Origin of the sequence: Clostridium malenominatum, assembly GCF_039521365.1 — a bacterium.
In the GTDB taxonomy this organism is placed as follows: Bacteria; Bacillota; Clostridia; order Clostridiales; family Clostridiaceae; genus Clostridium_AW; species Clostridium_AW malenominatum.
In genome coordinates this window covers 1-17,729 of sequence record NZ_BAAACF010000001.1, presented here as the reverse complement: position 1 = coordinate 17,729, position 17,729 = coordinate 1, and the positions used below count along the sequence as shown (strand labels likewise).

At 33.4% G+C, this 17,729-nt stretch carries 34 protein-coding genes; all 34 read right to left on the bottom strand.

Annotated elements, in window-relative coordinates:
• Positions 1 to 14: 14 nt before the first annotated feature.
• The 34 genes from ABDZ69_RS00170 to rpsJ all read right to left on the bottom strand — a co-directional run bounded on the left by ABDZ69_RS00170 (position 15) and on the right by rpsJ (position 17,325).
• Positions 15 to 872, bottom strand: a complete 858-nt coding sequence (locus tag ABDZ69_RS00170; protein ID WP_343765139.1) for an energy-coupling factor transporter ATPase — start codon at positions 870 to 872, stop codon at positions 15 to 17.
• Positions 857 to 1,702, bottom strand: coding sequence for an energy-coupling factor transporter ATPase (locus tag ABDZ69_RS00165; RefSeq protein ID WP_343765137.1), 846 nt, complete (start codon positions 1,700 to 1,702; stop codon positions 857 to 859). Before ABDZ69_RS00165 ends, ABDZ69_RS00170 begins: the two co-directional genes overlap by 16 nt.
• 73 nt (positions 1,703 to 1,775) lie before the next feature.
• A complete protein-coding gene (gene rplQ / locus ABDZ69_RS00160; RefSeq protein ID WP_343765134.1) occupies positions 1,776 to 2,117 on the bottom strand; it encodes a 50S ribosomal protein L17 in 342 nt (113 codons plus the stop codon).
• Between the two features lie 30 nt (positions 2,118 to 2,147).
• Positions 2,148 to 3,095: a DNA-directed RNA polymerase subunit alpha gene (locus ABDZ69_RS00155; protein WP_343765131.1), complete on the bottom strand. Its 948-nt coding sequence runs from the start codon at positions 3,093 to 3,095 to the stop codon at positions 2,148 to 2,150.
• Positions 3,096 to 3,165: 70 nt separating this feature from the next.
• Positions 3,166 to 3,786: a 30S ribosomal protein S4 gene (rpsD, locus tag ABDZ69_RS00150; protein ID WP_343765128.1), complete on the bottom strand. Its 621-nt coding sequence runs from the start codon at positions 3,784 to 3,786 to the stop codon at positions 3,166 to 3,168.
• 29 nt (positions 3,787 to 3,815) lie between these two features.
• Positions 3,816 to 4,211 carry a 30S ribosomal protein S11 gene (gene rpsK, locus ABDZ69_RS00145; RefSeq protein WP_343765125.1) on the bottom strand — a complete coding sequence of 132 codons (396 nt, stop codon included), beginning with the start codon at positions 4,209 to 4,211 and terminating at the stop codon, positions 3,816 to 3,818.
• Between the two features lie 27 nt (positions 4,212 to 4,238).
• Positions 4,239 to 4,610, bottom strand: coding sequence for a 30S ribosomal protein S13 (gene rpsM, locus ABDZ69_RS00140; protein WP_343765122.1), 372 nt, complete (start codon positions 4,608 to 4,610; stop codon positions 4,239 to 4,241).
• A gap of 121 nt (positions 4,611 to 4,731) precedes the next feature.
• On the bottom strand, positions 4,732 to 4,845 hold the full coding sequence (gene rpmJ, locus ABDZ69_RS00135) for a 50S ribosomal protein L36 (protein ID WP_039312872.1): 114 nt from the start codon (positions 4,843 to 4,845) through the stop codon (positions 4,732 to 4,734).
• A gap of 15 nt (positions 4,846 to 4,860) precedes the next feature.
• Entirely contained in the window at positions 4,861 to 5,079 is a 219-nt protein-coding gene (gene infA / locus ABDZ69_RS00130; protein ID WP_343765098.1) for a translation initiation factor IF-1, read from the bottom strand.
• A 6-nt stretch (positions 5,080 to 5,085) separates the two neighbouring features.
• On the bottom strand, positions 5,086 to 5,367 hold the full coding sequence (locus ABDZ69_RS00125) for a KOW domain-containing RNA-binding protein (protein ID WP_343765096.1): 282 nt from the start codon (positions 5,365 to 5,367) through the stop codon (positions 5,086 to 5,088).
• 11 nt (positions 5,368 to 5,378) lie between these two features.
• The gene (map, locus tag ABDZ69_RS00120; RefSeq protein ID WP_343765094.1) at positions 5,379 to 6,131 is read right to left on the bottom strand and encodes a type I methionyl aminopeptidase; all 753 of its coding nucleotides are present in this window, start codon (positions 6,129 to 6,131) and stop codon (positions 5,379 to 5,381) included.
• The gene (locus ABDZ69_RS00115; RefSeq protein ID WP_343765092.1) at positions 6,132 to 6,782 is read right to left on the bottom strand and encodes an adenylate kinase; all 651 of its coding nucleotides are present in this window, start codon (positions 6,780 to 6,782) and stop codon (positions 6,132 to 6,134) included.
• A gap of 23 nt (positions 6,783 to 6,805) precedes the next feature.
• Complete coding sequence (gene secY, locus ABDZ69_RS00110; protein WP_343765090.1) at positions 6,806 to 8,083, bottom strand: preprotein translocase subunit SecY; 1,278 nt, start codon at positions 8,081 to 8,083, stop codon at positions 6,806 to 6,808.
• A gap of 1 nt (position 8,084) precedes the next feature.
• Positions 8,085 to 8,525 carry a 50S ribosomal protein L15 gene (gene rplO, locus ABDZ69_RS00105; protein ID WP_343765088.1) on the bottom strand — a complete coding sequence of 147 codons (441 nt, stop codon included), beginning with the start codon at positions 8,523 to 8,525 and terminating at the stop codon, positions 8,085 to 8,087.
• 16 nt (positions 8,526 to 8,541) lie between these two features.
• Positions 8,542 to 8,724, bottom strand: coding sequence for a 50S ribosomal protein L30 (gene rpmD / locus ABDZ69_RS00100; protein WP_343765085.1), 183 nt, complete (start codon positions 8,722 to 8,724; stop codon positions 8,542 to 8,544).
• 11 nt (positions 8,725 to 8,735) lie between these two features.
• Positions 8,736 to 9,233, bottom strand: a complete 498-nt coding sequence (gene rpsE, locus ABDZ69_RS00095; RefSeq protein WP_343765082.1) for a 30S ribosomal protein S5 — start codon at positions 9,231 to 9,233, stop codon at positions 8,736 to 8,738.
• An 18-nt stretch (positions 9,234 to 9,251) separates the two neighbouring features.
• Positions 9,252 to 9,611: a 50S ribosomal protein L18 gene (rplR, locus tag ABDZ69_RS00090; RefSeq protein WP_343765078.1), complete on the bottom strand. Its 360-nt coding sequence runs from the start codon at positions 9,609 to 9,611 to the stop codon at positions 9,252 to 9,254.
• A 22-nt stretch (positions 9,612 to 9,633) separates the two neighbouring features.
• Positions 9,634 to 10,176, bottom strand: a complete 543-nt coding sequence (gene rplF, locus ABDZ69_RS00085; protein WP_343765076.1) for a 50S ribosomal protein L6 — start codon at positions 10,174 to 10,176, stop codon at positions 9,634 to 9,636.
• Positions 10,177 to 10,198: 22 nt separating this feature from the next.
• Positions 10,199 to 10,597 (bottom strand): 30S ribosomal protein S8, encoded by a 399-nt coding sequence (gene rpsH / locus ABDZ69_RS00080; RefSeq protein ID WP_343765073.1) that lies wholly within the window; start codon positions 10,595 to 10,597, stop codon positions 10,199 to 10,201.
• Between the two features lie 27 nt (positions 10,598 to 10,624).
• Positions 10,625 to 10,810, bottom strand: a complete 186-nt coding sequence (locus ABDZ69_RS00075) for a type Z 30S ribosomal protein S14 (RefSeq protein WP_343765069.1) — start codon at positions 10,808 to 10,810, stop codon at positions 10,625 to 10,627.
• Positions 10,811 to 10,825: 15 nt separating this feature from the next.
• Positions 10,826 to 11,368, bottom strand: coding sequence for a 50S ribosomal protein L5 (gene rplE / locus ABDZ69_RS00070; RefSeq protein WP_343765067.1), 543 nt, complete (start codon positions 11,366 to 11,368; stop codon positions 10,826 to 10,828).
• Between the two features lie 21 nt (positions 11,369 to 11,389).
• Positions 11,390 to 11,710: a 50S ribosomal protein L24 gene (gene rplX / locus ABDZ69_RS00065; RefSeq protein WP_343765065.1), complete on the bottom strand. Its 321-nt coding sequence runs from the start codon at positions 11,708 to 11,710 to the stop codon at positions 11,390 to 11,392.
• Between the two features lie 18 nt (positions 11,711 to 11,728).
• The gene (gene rplN / locus ABDZ69_RS00060; protein WP_343765063.1) at positions 11,729 to 12,097 is read right to left on the bottom strand and encodes a 50S ribosomal protein L14; all 369 of its coding nucleotides are present in this window, start codon (positions 12,095 to 12,097) and stop codon (positions 11,729 to 11,731) included.
• Between the two features lie 27 nt (positions 12,098 to 12,124).
• Complete coding sequence (rpsQ, locus tag ABDZ69_RS00055; protein WP_343765061.1) at positions 12,125 to 12,379, bottom strand: 30S ribosomal protein S17; 255 nt, start codon at positions 12,377 to 12,379, stop codon at positions 12,125 to 12,127.
• Positions 12,380 to 12,400: 21 nt separating this feature from the next.
• Positions 12,401 to 12,613 carry a 50S ribosomal protein L29 gene (rpmC, locus tag ABDZ69_RS00050; protein WP_343765059.1) on the bottom strand — a complete coding sequence of 71 codons (213 nt, stop codon included), beginning with the start codon at positions 12,611 to 12,613 and terminating at the stop codon, positions 12,401 to 12,403.
• Positions 12,603 to 13,046, bottom strand: a complete 444-nt coding sequence (rplP, locus tag ABDZ69_RS00045) for a 50S ribosomal protein L16 (protein WP_343765056.1) — start codon at positions 13,044 to 13,046, stop codon at positions 12,603 to 12,605. The genes rpmC and rplP overlap by 11 nt, the downstream gene beginning before the upstream one ends.
• A gap of 33 nt (positions 13,047 to 13,079) precedes the next feature.
• Positions 13,080 to 13,748: a 30S ribosomal protein S3 gene (rpsC, locus tag ABDZ69_RS00040; protein ID WP_343765053.1), complete on the bottom strand. Its 669-nt coding sequence runs from the start codon at positions 13,746 to 13,748 to the stop codon at positions 13,080 to 13,082.
• Between the two features lie 20 nt (positions 13,749 to 13,768).
• The gene (gene rplV, locus ABDZ69_RS00035) at positions 13,769 to 14,104 is read right to left on the bottom strand and encodes a 50S ribosomal protein L22 (protein WP_343765050.1); all 336 of its coding nucleotides are present in this window, start codon (positions 14,102 to 14,104) and stop codon (positions 13,769 to 13,771) included.
• 23 nt (positions 14,105 to 14,127) lie between these two features.
• Positions 14,128 to 14,412 (bottom strand): 30S ribosomal protein S19, encoded by a 285-nt coding sequence (gene rpsS, locus ABDZ69_RS00030; protein WP_343765047.1) that lies wholly within the window; start codon positions 14,410 to 14,412, stop codon positions 14,128 to 14,130.
• A gap of 67 nt (positions 14,413 to 14,479) precedes the next feature.
• The gene (rplB, locus tag ABDZ69_RS00025) at positions 14,480 to 15,310 is read right to left on the bottom strand and encodes a 50S ribosomal protein L2 (protein ID WP_343765044.1); all 831 of its coding nucleotides are present in this window, start codon (positions 15,308 to 15,310) and stop codon (positions 14,480 to 14,482) included.
• A gap of 65 nt (positions 15,311 to 15,375) precedes the next feature.
• Entirely contained in the window at positions 15,376 to 15,669 is a 294-nt protein-coding gene (gene rplW, locus ABDZ69_RS00020; protein ID WP_343765041.1) for a 50S ribosomal protein L23, read from the bottom strand.
• Positions 15,669 to 16,289: a 50S ribosomal protein L4 gene (gene rplD / locus ABDZ69_RS00015; protein ID WP_343765038.1), complete on the bottom strand. Its 621-nt coding sequence runs from the start codon at positions 16,287 to 16,289 to the stop codon at positions 15,669 to 15,671. The genes rplW and rplD overlap by 1 nt, the downstream gene beginning before the upstream one ends.
• Before the next feature lie 25 nt (positions 16,290 to 16,314).
• Entirely contained in the window at positions 16,315 to 16,944 is a 630-nt protein-coding gene (rplC, locus tag ABDZ69_RS00010) for a 50S ribosomal protein L3 (protein ID WP_343765035.1), read from the bottom strand.
• A 72-nt stretch (positions 16,945 to 17,016) separates the two neighbouring features.
• A complete protein-coding gene (rpsJ, locus tag ABDZ69_RS00005; protein ID WP_343765033.1) occupies positions 17,017 to 17,325 on the bottom strand; it encodes a 30S ribosomal protein S10 in 309 nt (102 codons plus the stop codon).
• Positions 17,326 to 17,729 lie beyond the last annotated feature (404 nt).

Genomic DNA, 17,729 nt, shown 5'->3' with positions numbered 1-17,729 from the left:
CCTAACGATTACCCTTAAATTTTAGTCTTAAATATACTAAGTAACTCTTTTTTAGCCTGATTAATAGTAAAAATTTCTTCTGATATATTAAATCCTTTTTCTTTTAGCTTTCTAGCTAAATATGTGACCTGAGGAACTGCCAATCCTACATTTTCTAAAGTATCTATCTCATTGAATATAACTGAAGGCTTACCATCTAATATACACTTTCCTTTATGCATTACTAATATTCTATCTGCTAGCTTAGCCACATCTTCCATACTATGAGAAACTAAAATAACTGTCATATTATATTCCTTATGTAAATTAGCTATATTACATAAAATATCATCTCTACCCTTAGGATCAAGTCCTGCAGTAGGTTCATCTAATATAAGTATTTTAGGTTCCATAGCTACTACTCCAGCTATAGCTACTCTTCTTTTTTGTCCTCCACTAAGTTCAAAAGGAGATTTATCTTTGTATTCATCATAGTCTAATCCAACTATTTTCATAGCTCTTTTAATTCTATCTGTGATTTCATTATCCTTTAAACCTAAATTTTTAGGTCCAAAAGCAATATCTTTTTCGATAGTTTCTTCAAAAAGTTGATATTCTGGATATTGAAATACTAATCCTACCATTTTCCTTATAGAACTTAGTTTTACTTCCTTACTAGTAATATTTAATCCATCAATTAAGATTTTTCCTGAATTAGGTTTTAATAATCCATTGATATGTTGTATAAGTGTAGATTTCCCGGAACCTGTATGTCCTATTAAAGCTACAAATTCTCCTTCATTTATTTCTATAGATACATTGTCCAATGCCTTTTTTTCAAAAGGTGTACCCTGCATATAAATATGCGTTAAGTTTTCTATTTTAATTGACATAATGCATTCACCATCTCATCTATAGTTAATATATCAGAATTCAATTTAAATCCTTCTTTTTGAAGTTCATAAGCTAACTCTGTTACTTGAGGTACATCTAATCCTATATTCTTCATAGTTTTTACATCACTAAATATTTCTTTAGGCGATCCTTGAGAAATAATCTTTCCTGAATCCATTACTACAATTCTATCAGCTTCAACAGCCTCTTCCATGTAGTGTGTTATGAGAACTATGGTTATACCATAATTTTTATTTAAATCTTTTATTGTTTTAACTACTTCTTTTCTACCAGATGGGTCAAGCATTGCTGTTGGCTCATCGAATATAATGCACTTAGGCATCATTGCCAACACACCTGCTATAGCAACCCTTTGTTTTTGACCTCCAGATAATAAGTGAGGTGCATGTTTTCTATAATCATACATGTTTACTCTTTTTAAAGAGTCATTTACTCTTTTTCTTATTTCATCGGGGTCTATTCCTAAGTTTTCTGGTCCAAAAGCAACATCTTCTTCAACTATAGTAGCAACTATTTGATTGTCTGGATTTTGAAATACCATTCCTGCACTCTTCCTTATATCCCAAACATTTTCGGGTATAGAAGTATTTATTCCGTTTATAAAAACTTCTCCTTCAGAAGGTAGCAATAGTGCATTCATATGTTTGGCTATAGTAGACTTGCCTGAACCATTTCTTCCTAATATAACAACAAATTCACCTTTTTTTACTTCAATTGAAACATTGTCTACTGCCAACTTAAAAGTGTTACCAACTGTATCCTCGTATTTATATACTACGTTTCTACATTCAATCATTTTGTCATCCATTTAAACACCTCATAATGGCTACACCATATTAAAACGGGGACTAAGCCTATTTTATACTTAATCCCCTAAAATATTACACTAATTCTAGTATAACTACTTCTGCTCCATCGCCTCTTCTTGGACCTACTTTATACATTCTAGTATATCCGCCGTTTCTTTCAGCGTATTTAGGAGCTATATTTTCAAATAAGTTTTTAACTACTTCTTCTTCAGTTACAAATCCAAGTACTTGTCTTCTAGCATGAAGATCTCCTCTTTTTCCAAGAGTTATCATCTTTTCAGCTAAATTTCTAGTTTCTTTTGCTCTTGTAGCAGTTGTTTCAATTTTACCGTGTTTTAAGAAACTAGTAACTAAATTTCTAAGCATTGCTCTTCTTTGGTCAGTTGGACGACCTAACTTACGATATCCTGCCATCTCTATACCTCCTTACGTTACATTATATGATTACTCATCAGATTGTTTTAGACCTAATCCTAAAGCTTCAAGTTTTTGTTCAACTTCTTCTAAGGATTTTTTACCTAAATTTCTAACCTTCATCATATCATCTATAGTTCTTTCAGTTAATTCTTGAACAGTATTAATTCCTGCTCTTTTTAAGCAATTATAACTTCTAACTGAAAGATCAAGCTCTTCAATAGTCATTTCAAGAACTTTTTCTTTTTTATCTTCTTCTTTTTCTACCATAATTTCTACATTATTAACATGTTCAGTTAAGCTCATGAATAATTTAAAGTGTTCTATTAATATCTTAGCTGATAAACTAATAGCTTCGTCTGGCATAATAGTACCATTAGTCCATACTTCCATTGTTAATTTATCATAATCCGTTATTTGGCCTACTCTTGTATTTTCAACACTAAAATTTACTCTCTTTACTGGTGTGTATATAGAATCCACAGGGATTGTTCCTATTGGCATACCCTCTGCTTTATTTCTATTTTGTGATACATAACCTCTGCCTCTATTGACAATTAGCTCCATATATAGTTTTCCATCATCATCTAATGTAGCTATATGCAAATCTTTGCTAATAACTTCAACATCTCCATCAGTTTGAATATCACTTGCTGTTACTTTTCCAGGACCCTTAGCATCAATAAAAATTGTCTTAGGACCTTCCCCTGACATTTTTAATGCTAATTGTTTAATATTTAATATTAATTCAGTAACATCTTCTTTTACACCCTTAACAGTTGTAAACTCATGTAATACATTTTCAACCCTTATTGAGTTTACAGCAACTCCTGGTAATGAAGAAAGAAGTATTCTTCTTAAAGCATTACCTAAAGTTGTTCCGTATCCTCTCTCTAAAGGTTCAACAACGAACTTACCATAAAATCCGTCTTCAGCCATCTCAATACACTCTATTTTGGGCTTTTCTATTTCTAACATTTAACAAACCCTCCTTCTATTTAATATACCAAACTTATATGAGGGCAACTGATTCTTAAGATATATCTTATTATTTGCTGTATAACTCAACGATTAATGTTTCATTTACAGGAACATCAATATCTTCTCTAGCAGGTTCGCTTATAACTTTTCCTTCAAAGCTTTCTACATTTCCTGATATCCATTTTGGTAATGTTCTTGGATTTTCAGCAAAAACTTTGAATTTTTCGCTTGCTCTGCTCTTTTCTGAAACAGTTATAACATCATTTACTGATAGTATATATGATGGTATATCAACTTTTTGACCATTTACTAAGAAATGACCATGAGTTACTAACTGTCTTGATTCTTTTCTTGAGTTACCGTATCCTAGTCTAAATACTACGTTATCAAGTCTCATTTCAAGAAGCTTTAACAAGTTTTCCCCTGTTATTCCTCTCTTCTTGTCAGCCTTTTCATAGTAAGTTCTAAATTGGCCTTCTAACATTCCATAAATTCTTTTAGCTTTTTGCTTTTCTCTTAACTGAACTCCGTAGTTAGAAAGCTTCTTTCTACTTTGTCCGTGTTGTCCTGGTGCATACCCTCTTCTAGCGAATGCACATTTATCCGTATAACATCTATCCCCTTTTAGGAATAGTTTTAATCCTTCTCTTCTGCAAAGTCTACAACTTGCTCCAGTGTATCTTGCCATTTATTATTCCACCTCCTATTGCAATAAGATTACACTCTTCTTCTTTTTGGCGGTCTACAACCGTTATGTGGGATTGGTGTAACATCTTTTATTAAAGTTACTTCTAATCCTGCTGCCTGTAGTGATCTTATTGCTGCTTCCCTACCTGCTCCAGGACCTTTAACATAAACTTCTATGCTTTTTAAACCGTGTTCCATAGCTGCTTTTGCTGCTGTTTCAGCTGCCATTTGAGCTGCAAATGGAGTACTTTTTCTTGAACCTCTAAATCCTAATCCGCCAGCACTTGCCCATGATAGTGCATTACCAACGGCATCAGTTAATGTAACAATTGAATTGTTAAAAGTTGATTTTATATGTGCACAGCCGTGTTCAACATTTTTTCTTTCTTTTCTTCTTCTTGTCTTTTTAACTTTTGCTGCTGCCATTCCTTTCCCTCCTTAACTCAGTATTTTCTACTTCTTCTTTTTACCTGAAACTAATTTCTTTGGTCCTTTTCTTGTTCTCGCATTAGTTTTTGTTCTTTGACCTCTAACTGGAAGGCCTCTTCTATGTCTAATTCCTCTATAACATCCGATTTCAACTAATCTCTTTATGTCAAGAGCAATTTCTCTCTTTAAGTCACCTTCAACTCTTACGTTCTTATTTATATAATCTCTTAAAGCATTTACTTCGTCTTCAGATAAGTCTCTAACTCTTGTATCAGGATTAACTCCTGTTTCTTTAAGAATTTTATGTGAAGTTGGTAGTCCTATACCAAATATATATGTTAGACCTATTTCAATTCTTTTTTCTTTTGGTAGGTCAACACCAGATATTCTTGCCATTAATTATTACACCTCCTGGTAAATATTAAGTACTACTATCTTAAATAGATTTTGTTATATATAAAAAGCCTTAGGTCATTAGGGAATAGCCTCCCTAACGTCAGCCGTACCTAAAACATTATTAACCTTGTTTTTGCTTATGCTTTGGATTTTCGCAAATAACCATTACTCTTCCTTTTCTTCTTATGACTTTACATTTTTCGCATATAGGTTTAACTGATGGTCTTACTTTCATAGCTAACCCTCCTTATTACTTTGCTCTCCAAGTTATTCTTCCACGAGTTAAATCGTATGGAGAAAGTTCCACAGTAACTTTATCACCTGGTAAGATTCTAATAAAATTCATTCTAAGTTTTCCTGAAATGTGTGCTAATATTTTATGCCCACTTTCTAATTCTACTTCAAACATAGCATTAGGTAAAGCATCTAACACAGTTCCTTGCATTTCTATAACGTCTTCTTTTGACATAAGGTCTCAAACCTCCTTATTCACGTCGTGAGACTGTAAAATTTTTCTAATCATTGAATTGCTAACTTTTTCGCCTGATATTAATAAATTTTTCACTTCATCAGATTTTGTATTAGTAAAAGCTAGATGTCTTATTTTCTTTTTCTTAGGTTTTTCTATCAACCTTAAAGTTCCATCAGCAATATAAACATACTGTTCATCTAATACGTCTATAACTATGAATAACTTATCTTTATCTCTTCCTGCTTTAGAGTAGACTACAGTACCTATTTGGCCCTTATCTTCCAAACTTTTCACCTCTATTGAATTAATGTTAATATTTCAGGACCATTATTTAAAATTGCAACTGTGTTCTCATAATGAGCTGACAAGCTATTATCTACAGTTACAACTGTCCATCCATCAAGCTTCACATCAACATGATAATCACCTATATTGACCATTGGTTCTATAGCCAATATAATTCCATTCATTAATCTAGGGCCTCTTCCAGCCCTACCAAAATTAGGAACCTCCGGGTCCTCATGCATCTCTCTTCCGATACCATGACCAACGTAGTCTCTAACAACAGAATAGCCAAAGCTTTCAACATACTGCTGTATTGCAAAAGAAATGTCTGTAAGTCTATTACCAACTATAGCTTTCTCAACACCTTTGAAAAAACTATCTTTAGTTACACTAATCAATCTCTCAGCCTCTTTAGATACTTTCCCAACTGGAAAAGTTCTTGCTGCATCTCCATGATATCCATTTAACATAGCTCCACAATCGATACTTATAATATCTCCTTCTTGGAGAATTGCATCCTTTGAAGGGATGCCATGAACAACCACATTGTTTATAGATGAGCATATGGAGGCTGGAAAGCCATAATAACCTTTAAAAGATGGTTTAGCACCTCTTTTTACAATAAGTTCTTCTGCTATTCTATCCAATTCAGCAGTACTTATTCCTGGTTTTACTGCCTCTTCAAGTTTTGCAAGTGTTTCTGCTACAACTTTACCTGCCTGTCTCATGTATTCAATTTCAATATTGTTTTTCAATATTATCATTTATATATCGCTCCCTAGGATATCACAAAGGTTTTGGAACACCTCTTCTATTTCAAGAGTTCCATCTACCTTAGCTAAATTCCCTTGTGTAGCATAATATTCTACTAATGGCGCAGTTTGATTAGAGTATACTTCCAATCTTTCTTTAACTGTTTCTTCTTTATCATCTTTCCTTTGAGTTAATTCTCCACCGCACAAATCACATACACCTTCAACTTTAGGAGAGTTAAACTTTACATGATAACTTGCTCCACAATCTTTGCACATTCTTCTACCAGTCATTCTATCAAGAATGAATTCTTGTGGAACTTCAATTAATAAAGCTTTGTTGATTTTAGTATCTTCTCCTTGTAAAAATCTATCTAATTCTTCAGCTTGAAATACTGTTCTAGGAAATCCGTCAAGTAAAAAACCATTTTTACAATCATCATTTTGTAATCTATCAAAAACAATTTCATTTGTTAATTCATCTGGAACTAACTGCCCCTTATCCATATAGCTTTTTGCTTTTATTCCAAGAGGCGTTTGTTCTGATATATTTTTTCTAAATATATCTCCGGTTGATATATGTGGTATGGAATATTTATGACTAATTAACTTAGCCTGTGTCCCTTTTCCCGCTCCGGGAGGACCTAGTAATATTATTTTCAACTATACCATCTCCAACAATATATTTATTTTAAGAATCCTTGATAATGCCTCATAACCAACTGAGACTCTATTTGTCTTAATGATTCTAAGGATGCACTAACCATAATCATCAAACTAGTACCTCCAAAATGAATGCCACTGAATGGACTTTTAGCTGCTACAATAATAGGAACAACCGCAATTATTGCTGCAAATACTCCTCCCATAAAGGACGTTCTATTTAAAACCTTGGAAATATAATTTGCTGTAGGCTCTCCTGGTCTAATTCCTGGAATAAACCCTGAGGATTTATTCATATTTTCCGCCATTTCTTCTGGCTTCATAGTAACCTCTGTATAAAACCATGTAAAGAATAGTATTAATAAGGAAAACAATAACATATATAACCAACTTCCTTCTTTAAAAGGACTAAATTTGTTAGTAGTTATAAACATAAAGGCCTTTGACTCTGGCCAAAATTGACTTATTGTCATCGGAAATGCCATAACAGACATAGCAAATATTATAGCTATTACTGCTGATGAAGCAATATTTATTGGTATATGTGTTGACTGTCCCCTATATACTCTTCCATTGATAGTTTTACCAGCATATTGAACTGGTATTCTTCTTTCAGCTAGACTCACAACTACAGTGGCTAAAAATAATATAATTACCGCAGCTAACAACATAATTACTTGAACAAAATTTACTTCTTCAGCTTTCTGAAGTGCTGCTACTTGATAAATAGTAGTTGGAAACCTTGATATAATATTTACAAATATTATAAGAGAGGTACCATTTCCTATTCCTCGTTCTGTAATTTTATCTCCAAACCACATTAAAAATGTAGATGCTGTAACTAAAGTTAATATGATTAAAAACATATTAAACTTTGAGCCATCTTCTAGTGCACCAGCTCTAGAAATAATAGCGTATGTACTAAGTCCTTGAACAACTCCAAAAACTATAGCTCCATACCTAGTGTATTCTTGTATCTTCTTCCTACCTTCTTCACCTTCTTTAGATAATTGCTCTAAAGCCGGAATCGCTATAGTAAGAAGTTGAAATATAATCGATGAGTTAATGTATGGGACTACACCCATTGCAAATATACTGAAATTACTGAAAGCACCACCAGATAACAAATCATAAACGCTGAATAAGCCTCCAGTTTGTGTAAGAGCTTTTAGTTGCTCTTGGTGGATTCCTGGAACTAATATGAAGTTACCCATTCTATAAAGAATAAGCATAAAGAATGTAAATAATATTCTCTTCTTTAGTTCAGGAATTTTCCAAGCATTACGTAGGGTTGATATCACCTTATATCACCTCAACTTTTCCTCCAGCTGCTTCAATCTTTTCAGCTGCTGTTTTAGAAAACTTTGTAGCTTTAACTGTTAGATTCTTTTCAAGTTCGCCGTTTCCTAATATTTTAACTCCATCATAAACTTTGCTTATTATACCGTTATCGATTAATAATTCTGGAGTAACAACTGTTCCATTTTCAAACATATTTAATGTATCTACATTAATAACTTCATATCTTTTCGCAAATATATTAGTAAACCCTCTTTTTGGTATTCTTCTGTATAATGGCATCTGTCCGCCTTCAAATCCTGGTCTCACTCCACCACCTGATCTAGAAGTTTGACCTTTTTGACCTTTACCAGATGTCTTACCAATACCTGATCCTGTTCCTCTACCTAGTCTTTTAGGAGACTTTCTAGCTCCTTCAGCTGGTCTTAATTCATGAAGTTTCATACTTGCACCTCCTCTTTTATTGTAATTCTTCTACTTCTAAAAGATAATTTACTTTACTTATCATACCTCTGATTTGAGGAGTATCATTTTGTTCAATAAACTTACCAATTTTCTTTAGTCCAAGAGCATTAACTGTAGCAATGTGATCTTTTCTTCTGCCAATCAAGCTCTTTTTTAAAGTTATTTTAAGTTTAGCCAAGGCAATCCCTCCTAACCTAAAATCTCTTCAACGGTTTTTCCTCTTAACTTAGCAATTTGCTCAACTGTTCTAAGTCTGGATAAACCGTTAATTGTAGCGTTAACCATATTTCTTGCGTTGTTAGAACCTAAAGATTTAGCTCTTACGTCTTTTAATCCAGCTAATTCAAGAACCGCTCTAACTGGACCTCCAGCTATAACTCCTGTACCTTCGTTAGCAGTCATTATAAGAACACTTCCTGTTCCAAATTCTCCTTTAATGTCATGTGGTACTGTTGTTCCAACTATTGGAACTTCAACTAGATTTTTTCTTGCGTCTTCTATGCCTTTTCTGATTGCTTCAGGTATTTCTATTGACTTACCAATTCCAACACCTACGTGGCCATTTTCATCACCAACTACAACTAGTGCACTGAATCTGAAGTTTCTACCACCTTTAACAACCTTAGCAACTCTATTTATAAAAACCACTTTTTCCTTTAAATCTAAAGTGCTAGGATCTATTCTCATTTATTTCCCTCCCTCTTTTTAGAACTGCAAGCCTGCTTCTCTTGCACCTTCAGCAAGTTCCTTTACTCTTCCGTGATAAATGTATCCACCTCTATCAAAGACAACTTTGCTTATTCCTTTTTCAATTGCCTTCTTAGCAATAAATTCTCCAACTAATTTAGCGCCTTCTTTATTGCTTCCTACAGCTTCTAATTCTTTATCTAAGCTTGAAGCAGCAACTAAAGTTATGCCTTTAGTATCATCTATTATTTGTGCATATATATTCTTTTCACTTCTAAATACTGAGAGTCTTGGCATTTCAGGAGTTCCTGATACTTTTTTACGAACTCTTAAATGACGTTTAACTCTAGATTCGTTTCTGTTTTCTTTTTTGAACATAGATACTCACTCCTTTCTAATTTTATTTCTTACCAGTCTTACCTTCTTTACGTCTAACAACTTCGTTATCGTACTTAATTCCTTTTCCTTTGTAAGGTTCTGGTTTTCTCCAAGTTCTTATATCAGCAGCTACATCTCCAACTAATTCTTTATCGATACCGGAAACTATTATTTTACTATTTCCTTCTAATTGAAAATCTATTCCTTCAACTGCTTCTATTTCAACTGGATGTGAGAATCCAAGACTTAATGCTAATTTCTTTCCTTGTAACTGTGCTCTATAGCCAACCCCTACTAATTCTAGAGTTTTCTTATATCCTTCAGTTACTCCTATAACCATATTATTAACTAAAGCTCTTGTTAATCCATGAAGAGCTCTATTTTGTTTTTCATCATTTGCTCTTGTTACAACTATTGAATTGTTCTCAATAGCTATATTAATAGCAGGATGCATAGCTTTTGTAAGCTGACCTTTTGGTCCTTTAACTGAAACAACATTCTCTGGAGTTACAGTTACAGTTACACCATTTGGTATAGCTATTGGAAGTCTTCCTATTCTTGACATATTTACACCTCCTGTTCATTCATTACCAGATATAGCAAAGTACTTCTCCACCAACTGTTAGGTTTCTTGCTTCTCTATCTGTTATTATTCCTTTTGATGTAGAAATAACAGCAACTCCTAATCCATTTAACACTTTAGGAATTTCTTCGTTTCTGCAATACACTCTTAAACCTGGCTTTGATATTCTTTTTAGACCAGTAATAACTCTTTCTTTATTGTGACCATATTTCATAGTTATCTTAAGCATTGGAACTGAACCGTCGTTATATTCCTCAACTTCTTTTATATATCCTTCATTTAACATTATATTCGCAATAGCCTTCTTTATATTTGAAGAAGGTATCTCAACTACTTCATGTCTAACAACATTAGCATTTCTGATACGTGTTAGTAAATCTGCGATTGGGTCAGTCATTACCATATTAATGTGCCTCCTTTCGTATAACAATTACCAACTTGCTTTTTTACATCCAGGTATTTGACCTTTATATGCAAGTTCTCTAAAACAAATACGGCATACACCAAACTTTCTTAGTACAGCATGTGGTCTTCCACATATTCTACATCTAGTATAAGCTCTAGTTTTATATTTAGGTTCTTTCATCCACTTTTCAATTAAAGCTTTACGTGCCACAATCTTCCCTCCTTATTATTGAGCAAATGGCATTCCTAGGAATCTTAGTAGCTCCCTAGCTTCCTCATCTGTCTTTGCAGTAGTAACAAATATTATATCCATACCTCTTAATTTGTCTATCTTATCGTACTCTATTTCAGGGAATATAAGTTGCTCTTTAATTCCTAATGAATAGTTTCCTCTACCATCAAAAGATTTATCAGAAATTCCTCTAAAATCTCTAACTCTAGGTAACGCTATATTCATTAATTTATCTGCAAATTCATACATTTTTTTCTTTCTTAAAGTAACTTTACAACCAATAGGCATATTTTCTCTTAATTTAAAGTTAGCTATTGATTTTTTAGCTCTTGTTAATATAGGCTTTTGACCTGCTATTATTGATAAATCGCTTACTGCTGCTTCTAATGTTTTAGGATTTTCCTTCGCTTCACCAACACCCATGTTGATAACTATTTTTTCAAGCTTTGGAACTTCCATTATATTTTTATATCCAAACTTTTCTACTAAAGCTGGAATTACTTCTTTTTCATATCTTTCCTGTAATCTTGGAATCATTAAGTGAACCTCCTTTCAAGATTAGAATGTTTCTCCGCACTTTTTACAAACTCTTACTTTTGTTCCATCATTTAATATTTTATTACTTATTCTAGTTACTGACTTACATTTTGTACAGTACAACATAACTTTAGAACTAAATATAGGTGCTTCTTTGTGTATAATTCCACCCTGCATATTTTCTTTGTTTGGTTTTTGGTGTTTAGTAACCATGTTTACACTCTTCACTAACACCTTACCATTTTTAGGGAATACGCTTAAAACTTCACCTATTTTTCCCTTATCCTTACCGGATATAACCATAACTGTATCATTTTTCTTAACATGAATGTTATTTGTCATTTAAGCCACCTCCCTATCTTATAGAACTTCAGGTGCAAGTGATAATATTTTAGTAAATTCTTTATCTCTTAGCTCCCTAGCAACAGGTCCAAAGATACGTGTTCCTTTTGGCTGTTTATCATCTTTTATTATAACAGCTGCGTTTTCATCGAATTTAATGTAAGATCCGTCTACTCTTCTAACACCTTTTCTTGATCTTACAATAACAGCCTTTATTACGTCTCCTTTTTTAACAACACCGCCAGGTGTTGCACTTTTAACGCTAGCAACTATTATATCTCCGATGTTTCCATATCTTCTATTTGAACCACCAAGTACTCTTATACACATTATTTCCTTCGCACCAGAATTATCTGCAACTCTTAATAAAGTTTGCTGCTGAATCATTTGAATTCCTCCTTTCAGCTTTATAAACTATTTAGCTTTTTCAATTATTTCTACTATTCTCCATCTCTTATCCTTAGATAATGGTCTTGTTTCCATAATTAAAACTTTATCATCAATCTTAGCTTCATTATTTTCATCATGAGCCTTGAATTTAGTTGTTTTATTCATAGTTTTTCCATATAATGGGTGACGTACTTTTGTTTCTACTGCTACAACTACAGTCTTTTCCATTTTATCTGAAACAACTCTACCAACTCTTGTTTTTCTATTTGCTCTTTCCACAGGACAAGCCTCCTTTCAGAATTATTGCTCAAAGTTCCTTAGTTCTTCTTCTCTAAGGATGGTCTTAATCTGGGCTATAGATTTTTTTACTTCTCTTATTCTCATTGGGTTTTCTAATTGACCAGTAGCTAATTGAAATCTAAGGTTAAATAATTCACCCTTAAGGTCATTTAGCTTAACTAGTAAATCTTGAGGATTACTGCTTCTTAATTCTTTTAATTCTCTAGCCTTCATTAATCTCACCACCCATTTCTTCAAAATCTGATCTTGTGACGAACTTAGTGCTTACTGGAAGCTTATGTGAAGCAAGTCTCATAGCTTCTCTTGCAACTTTTTCATCAACACCTGTTAATTCGAATAATATTCTTCCTGGTTTAACAACTGCTACCCAGTATTCTGGTGATCCTTTACCGGAACCCATACGTGTTTCAGCAGGTTTTTCTGTAACAGGTTTATCTGGGAAAATCTTTATCCAAAGTTTTCCACCTCTTTTAATATATCTATTGATAGCTATTCTGGCAGACTCTATTTGATTGCTTGTGATCCAACCACATTCTGTAGCTTGAATTGCGAAATCACCATATGCAATAAAGTTACCTCTTGTAGCTTTACCTTTCATTCTACCACGCTGTACCTTACGATGTTTAACTCTCTTAGGCATTAACATGTCATATTCCTCCTTCCTTATGCATTAACCTATTTATGCATTAACTTCTTTCTTTATTTCTTTCTTAACTGGAAGAACTTCACCTCTATATACCCATACCTTAACACCAATTTTTCCGTATGTTGTATCTGCTTCTGCAAATCCATAGTCTATATCAGCTCTTAATGTCTGTAGAGGAATTGTTCCTTCATGATAATGTTCTGTTCTAGCAATATCAGCTCCTCCAAGTCTTCCTGCACAAGCAGTCTTAACTCCTTTAACTCCAGCTTTCATTGCTCTTTGGATTGTTTGTTTCATAGCTCTTCTAAATGAAATTCTCTTTTCTAATTGTTGAGCTATACTTTCTGCCATTAACTGAGCATTAGTTTCTGGTGCTTTAACTTCTACTATGTTGATTAAAATATTTTTGTCATCTTTAATTAATTTCTGAACTTCAGATTTTAATTGTTCTATTCCTGCTCCGCCTTTTCCAATTAACATTCCTGGTTTAGCAGTGTATATATTTAACTTTACTCTTTTAGCAGCTCTTTCAATTTCTATTTTTGAAATACCAGCTGAGTAAGCTTTATTCTTTATAAATTCTCTTACTGAGTTATCTTCAACTAAATAGTCAGCGAAATTTTTCTTTCCAGCATACCATTTAGAATCCCATTCTTTAATTACTCCAACTCTTAACCCGTGTGGATGTACTTTCTGTCCCATCTATTTCCCTCCTTTTTCTATTAAGCTCTTTCCTTAACAACAAGAGTTATATGACTAGTTCTTTTCTTTATTCTGAAAGCTCTTCCTTGAGCGTGTGGTCTAAATCTCTTTAATATTGGACCCTCACCTACAAATGCTTCAGAAACATATAGTTTGTTTAGATCCAAGTTTAAATTATTTTCGGCATTTGCTACTGCTGATTTTAACACTTTATTTATTACTACAGCTGCATCTTTCGGTGTATACTGTAATATTGCAAAGGCCTCATTAACATTTTTACCTCTTACTAAATCAAGAACTATTCCTATCTTTGTTGAGGACATTCTCACATACTTAGCTATTGCTTTAGCCTGCATTGATTTTTACCTCCTTCCTGCTCCTATCTTACCTTGGATGACTTTTCTGTCTTATCTACGTGACCTTTATAAGTTCTAGTTAGAACAAATTCTCCAAACTTGTGTCCAACCATGTCTTCAGTTACATAAACTGGAACATGCTTTCTTCCATCATGAACAGCAACTGTGTGGCCTATCATTTGTGGGAATATCGTTGAACTTCTTGACCAAGTCTTTATAACTTTCTTTTCGCCATTTTTATTCATTTCATTAATTTTCTTTAAAAGCCCTTCATGTACGAAAGGTCCTTTTTTTACGGATCTACTCACTTAATTGGCCTCCCTTCGTTAACCTTTTTAACAACTTTTGAAGAGAATAGTAAATATTCTCTTCAAATTATTTATCTCTTCTCTTAATTATTAATCTATCAGAGTATTTCTTAGTCTTTCTAGTCTTTAATCCAAGTGCTGGTTTACCCCATGGAGTAAGTGGACCTGGACGACCAATTGGAGTTCTACCTTCTCCACCACCATGTGGGTGATCAACTGGGTTCATTACGGAACCTCTAACTGTAGGTCTGAATCCCATGTGTCTCTTTCTTCCAGCTTTACCTATATTCATTATTTCGTGTGTTAAGTTTGAAACTGTTCCTATTGTAGCTTTGCATTCTATTCTCACATATCTCATTTCACCGCTTGGAAGTCTTAATGTAGCATAATTTCCTTCCTTAGCCATTAACTGAGCTGAACTTCCTGCTGATCTAACTAATTGTGCACCTTTACCTTTTGATAACTCAATATTGTGCACGAATGTACCTACTGGCATATTCTTTAATGGTAAGCAGTTTCCAACTTTAATATCTGCTTCTGGTCCTGATACTATTGTATCTCCAACTTTTAATCCGTCTGGAGCAATTATATATCTCTTTTCTCCATCAGCATATGTAACTAAAGCTATAAATGCTGTTCTGTTTGGATCGTATTCAATTGTTGATACCTTTGCTGGTATAGAATCTTTATCTCTCTTAAAATCGATTATTCTATATTTTCTCTTAGCTCCGCCACCTCTATGACGTACTGTAATTTTACCTTGATTGTTTCTTCCACCACTATTTTTCAATGCTACTAAAAGTGATTTTTCTGGTGAACTTGTTGTAATTTCTTCAAACGTGTTCACTGTCATCTGTCTTCTAGCAGGTGTGGTAGGTCTAAAACCTTTTACAGCCATTGTTTTACCTCCTCACTTAGCTTCTCTGACCATTGGCCAATAATGCGCTTTAATTAAAACAATTATTACATTCCTTCAAAGAATTCAATTCCCTTGCTCTTTTCAGTTAATTTAACAACTGCTTTTTTATAATTTGGTCTTTTTCCAAAGTGAACGCCAACTCTTTTTTCTTTTCCTAAGTAGTTAGCTGTTTTAACTTCTTCAACTTCTACACCAAATACTTCTTCTATAGCTCTCTTTATTTGAGATTTATTCGCATGTTTATCAACTATAAAGGTGTATTTTTTGTCGCCCATAAAAGCCATACTTTTTTCTGTTATAACTGGTCTTCTTATAATATCATAACTAGTTAGCTTCATTATGCATACACCTCCTCAATTTTTGATACAGCATCCTTAGTTACAATGAACTTTTCATACTTTAATATATCATAAACGTTTAAGTTGTTTACAGGTAATACTTCCACTCCCTGTATATTTCTTGCTGATTTATATATATTTTCATTTGATTCTGCTGTAACAATTAATGTTTTTCCAGCATTAAATGCTGCTAACATTTTAACCATTTCTTTAGTTTTTGGTGCTTCTAATTCAAGACTCTCTAATACTATCATTTCATTATCTTGAACTTTTGATGTAAGAGCTGATTTCATAGCAACTCTTCTCATTGATTTCGGAACAGAAACTCTGTAATCTCTTGGCTTTGGTGCAAACACAATACCACCATGTATCCATTGTGGTGATCTTGTTGAACCCTGTCTAGCTCTACCAGTTCCTTTCTGTCTCCATGGTTTTATTCCACCACCGGAAACTTCAGCTCTAGTTTTAGCTGATTGTGTTCCTTGTCTCTTATTAGCTAATTGAGCTACAACTACTTGATGTAGAGCAAATTCATTAACCTCAACACCAAATACGTTTTCTGAAAGTTGTATATCTCCAACTTTTTGTCCTTCTTTATTAAATAATCCTATTGTAGGCATCCTGTATCCTCCTTTCCACAGAAATTTACGCTTTAACTGTATTTCTGATTACCACTAAACCTTTGTTTGGTCCTGGTACTCCACCTTTTATTAATATTAAATTCTTTTCAGGAATGATTTTTGCAACTTCTAAATTTAGAACAGTTGTATTTACATTTCCCATATGTCCTGGCATTTTCTTGTTTTTAAATGTTCTTGATGGGTCTGAAGATCCCCCCATGGAACCAACTGATCTGTGGAACTTTGATCCGTGAGACATTGGTCCTCTGTGAGCATTCCATCTCTTGATTGTACCCTGGAATCCCTTACCTTTAGATACCCCAGATACATCAACCTTTTCTCCTGCATTAAAAACATCTGCCTTTATTTCTTGACCTACTTCGTATTCATTTGAGTTTTCAAGTTTAAATTCCTTTAATACTCTTTTGAATTCAACACCTGCTTTAGCAAAATGTCCTTTTCTTGGTTTGTTAACTAATTTTTCTTTTATAGCTCCAAACCCAACCTGTATTGCTTCATATCCATCCTTCTCTGTAGTTTTCTTTTGAACAACTACGCATGGACCTGCTTCAATTACCGTTACTGGAACAACTCTGTTATTCTCATCGAATATTTGAGTCATACCAAGTTTTTTACCTATTATTGCTTTCTTCATTACTACACCTCCTCAACTAATTAGCGGACCACAATTGCGGTCATAATAGTTTGTAATAGGCACTCTATTACACTATAATTTTATTTCAATGTCTACTCCTGCTGGTAAATCCAATCTCATTAATGAATCAACAGTTTTTGGTGTTGGACTAATTATATCGATTAGTCTTTTATGTGTTCTTATTTCAAACTGTTCTCTTGAGTCTTTGTATTTATGTGGAGCTCTTAATATTGTAATAATATCTTTTTCTGTTGGTAGTGGAACTGGTCCAGCTACTTTCGCTCCAGTGGCCTTAGCAGTTTCTACGATTTTTTCAGCAGATTGATCTAATATTGTGTGATCAAATGCTTTTAGTCTTATTCTTATTTTTTGTTTTGCCATTTAAATTTCCCTCCTTTTTCTTGCACGCTTACTTCTTACGCACAACAGCGGATGTATTCTGTAAACTGCTCCGGGTGTTGCATATTTTAACCCAAAACAGCACAAATCAGAATAACCGTCGCTTGGTTCAAGACCTCGCTAACTCAGCTAAGAATGACCCGGAAGCCCGGCAACCTCTTGCCTCATCGCTGTTATTACATTACAACTTCTATATTATACAATATTTCTTTTAATTTGACAAGTGTTTTTTAATACTGTTTTTCATTTGGTCTATTTTGTTATATTGATTAAATAATATACATTATAATGCATTATTGGATAAAAAAGAAGAGTGATTTCACTCTTCTTTTTTATTTTTAACATTCATTAAAACTATAATTAATATTATTCAACTATAGTTGTAA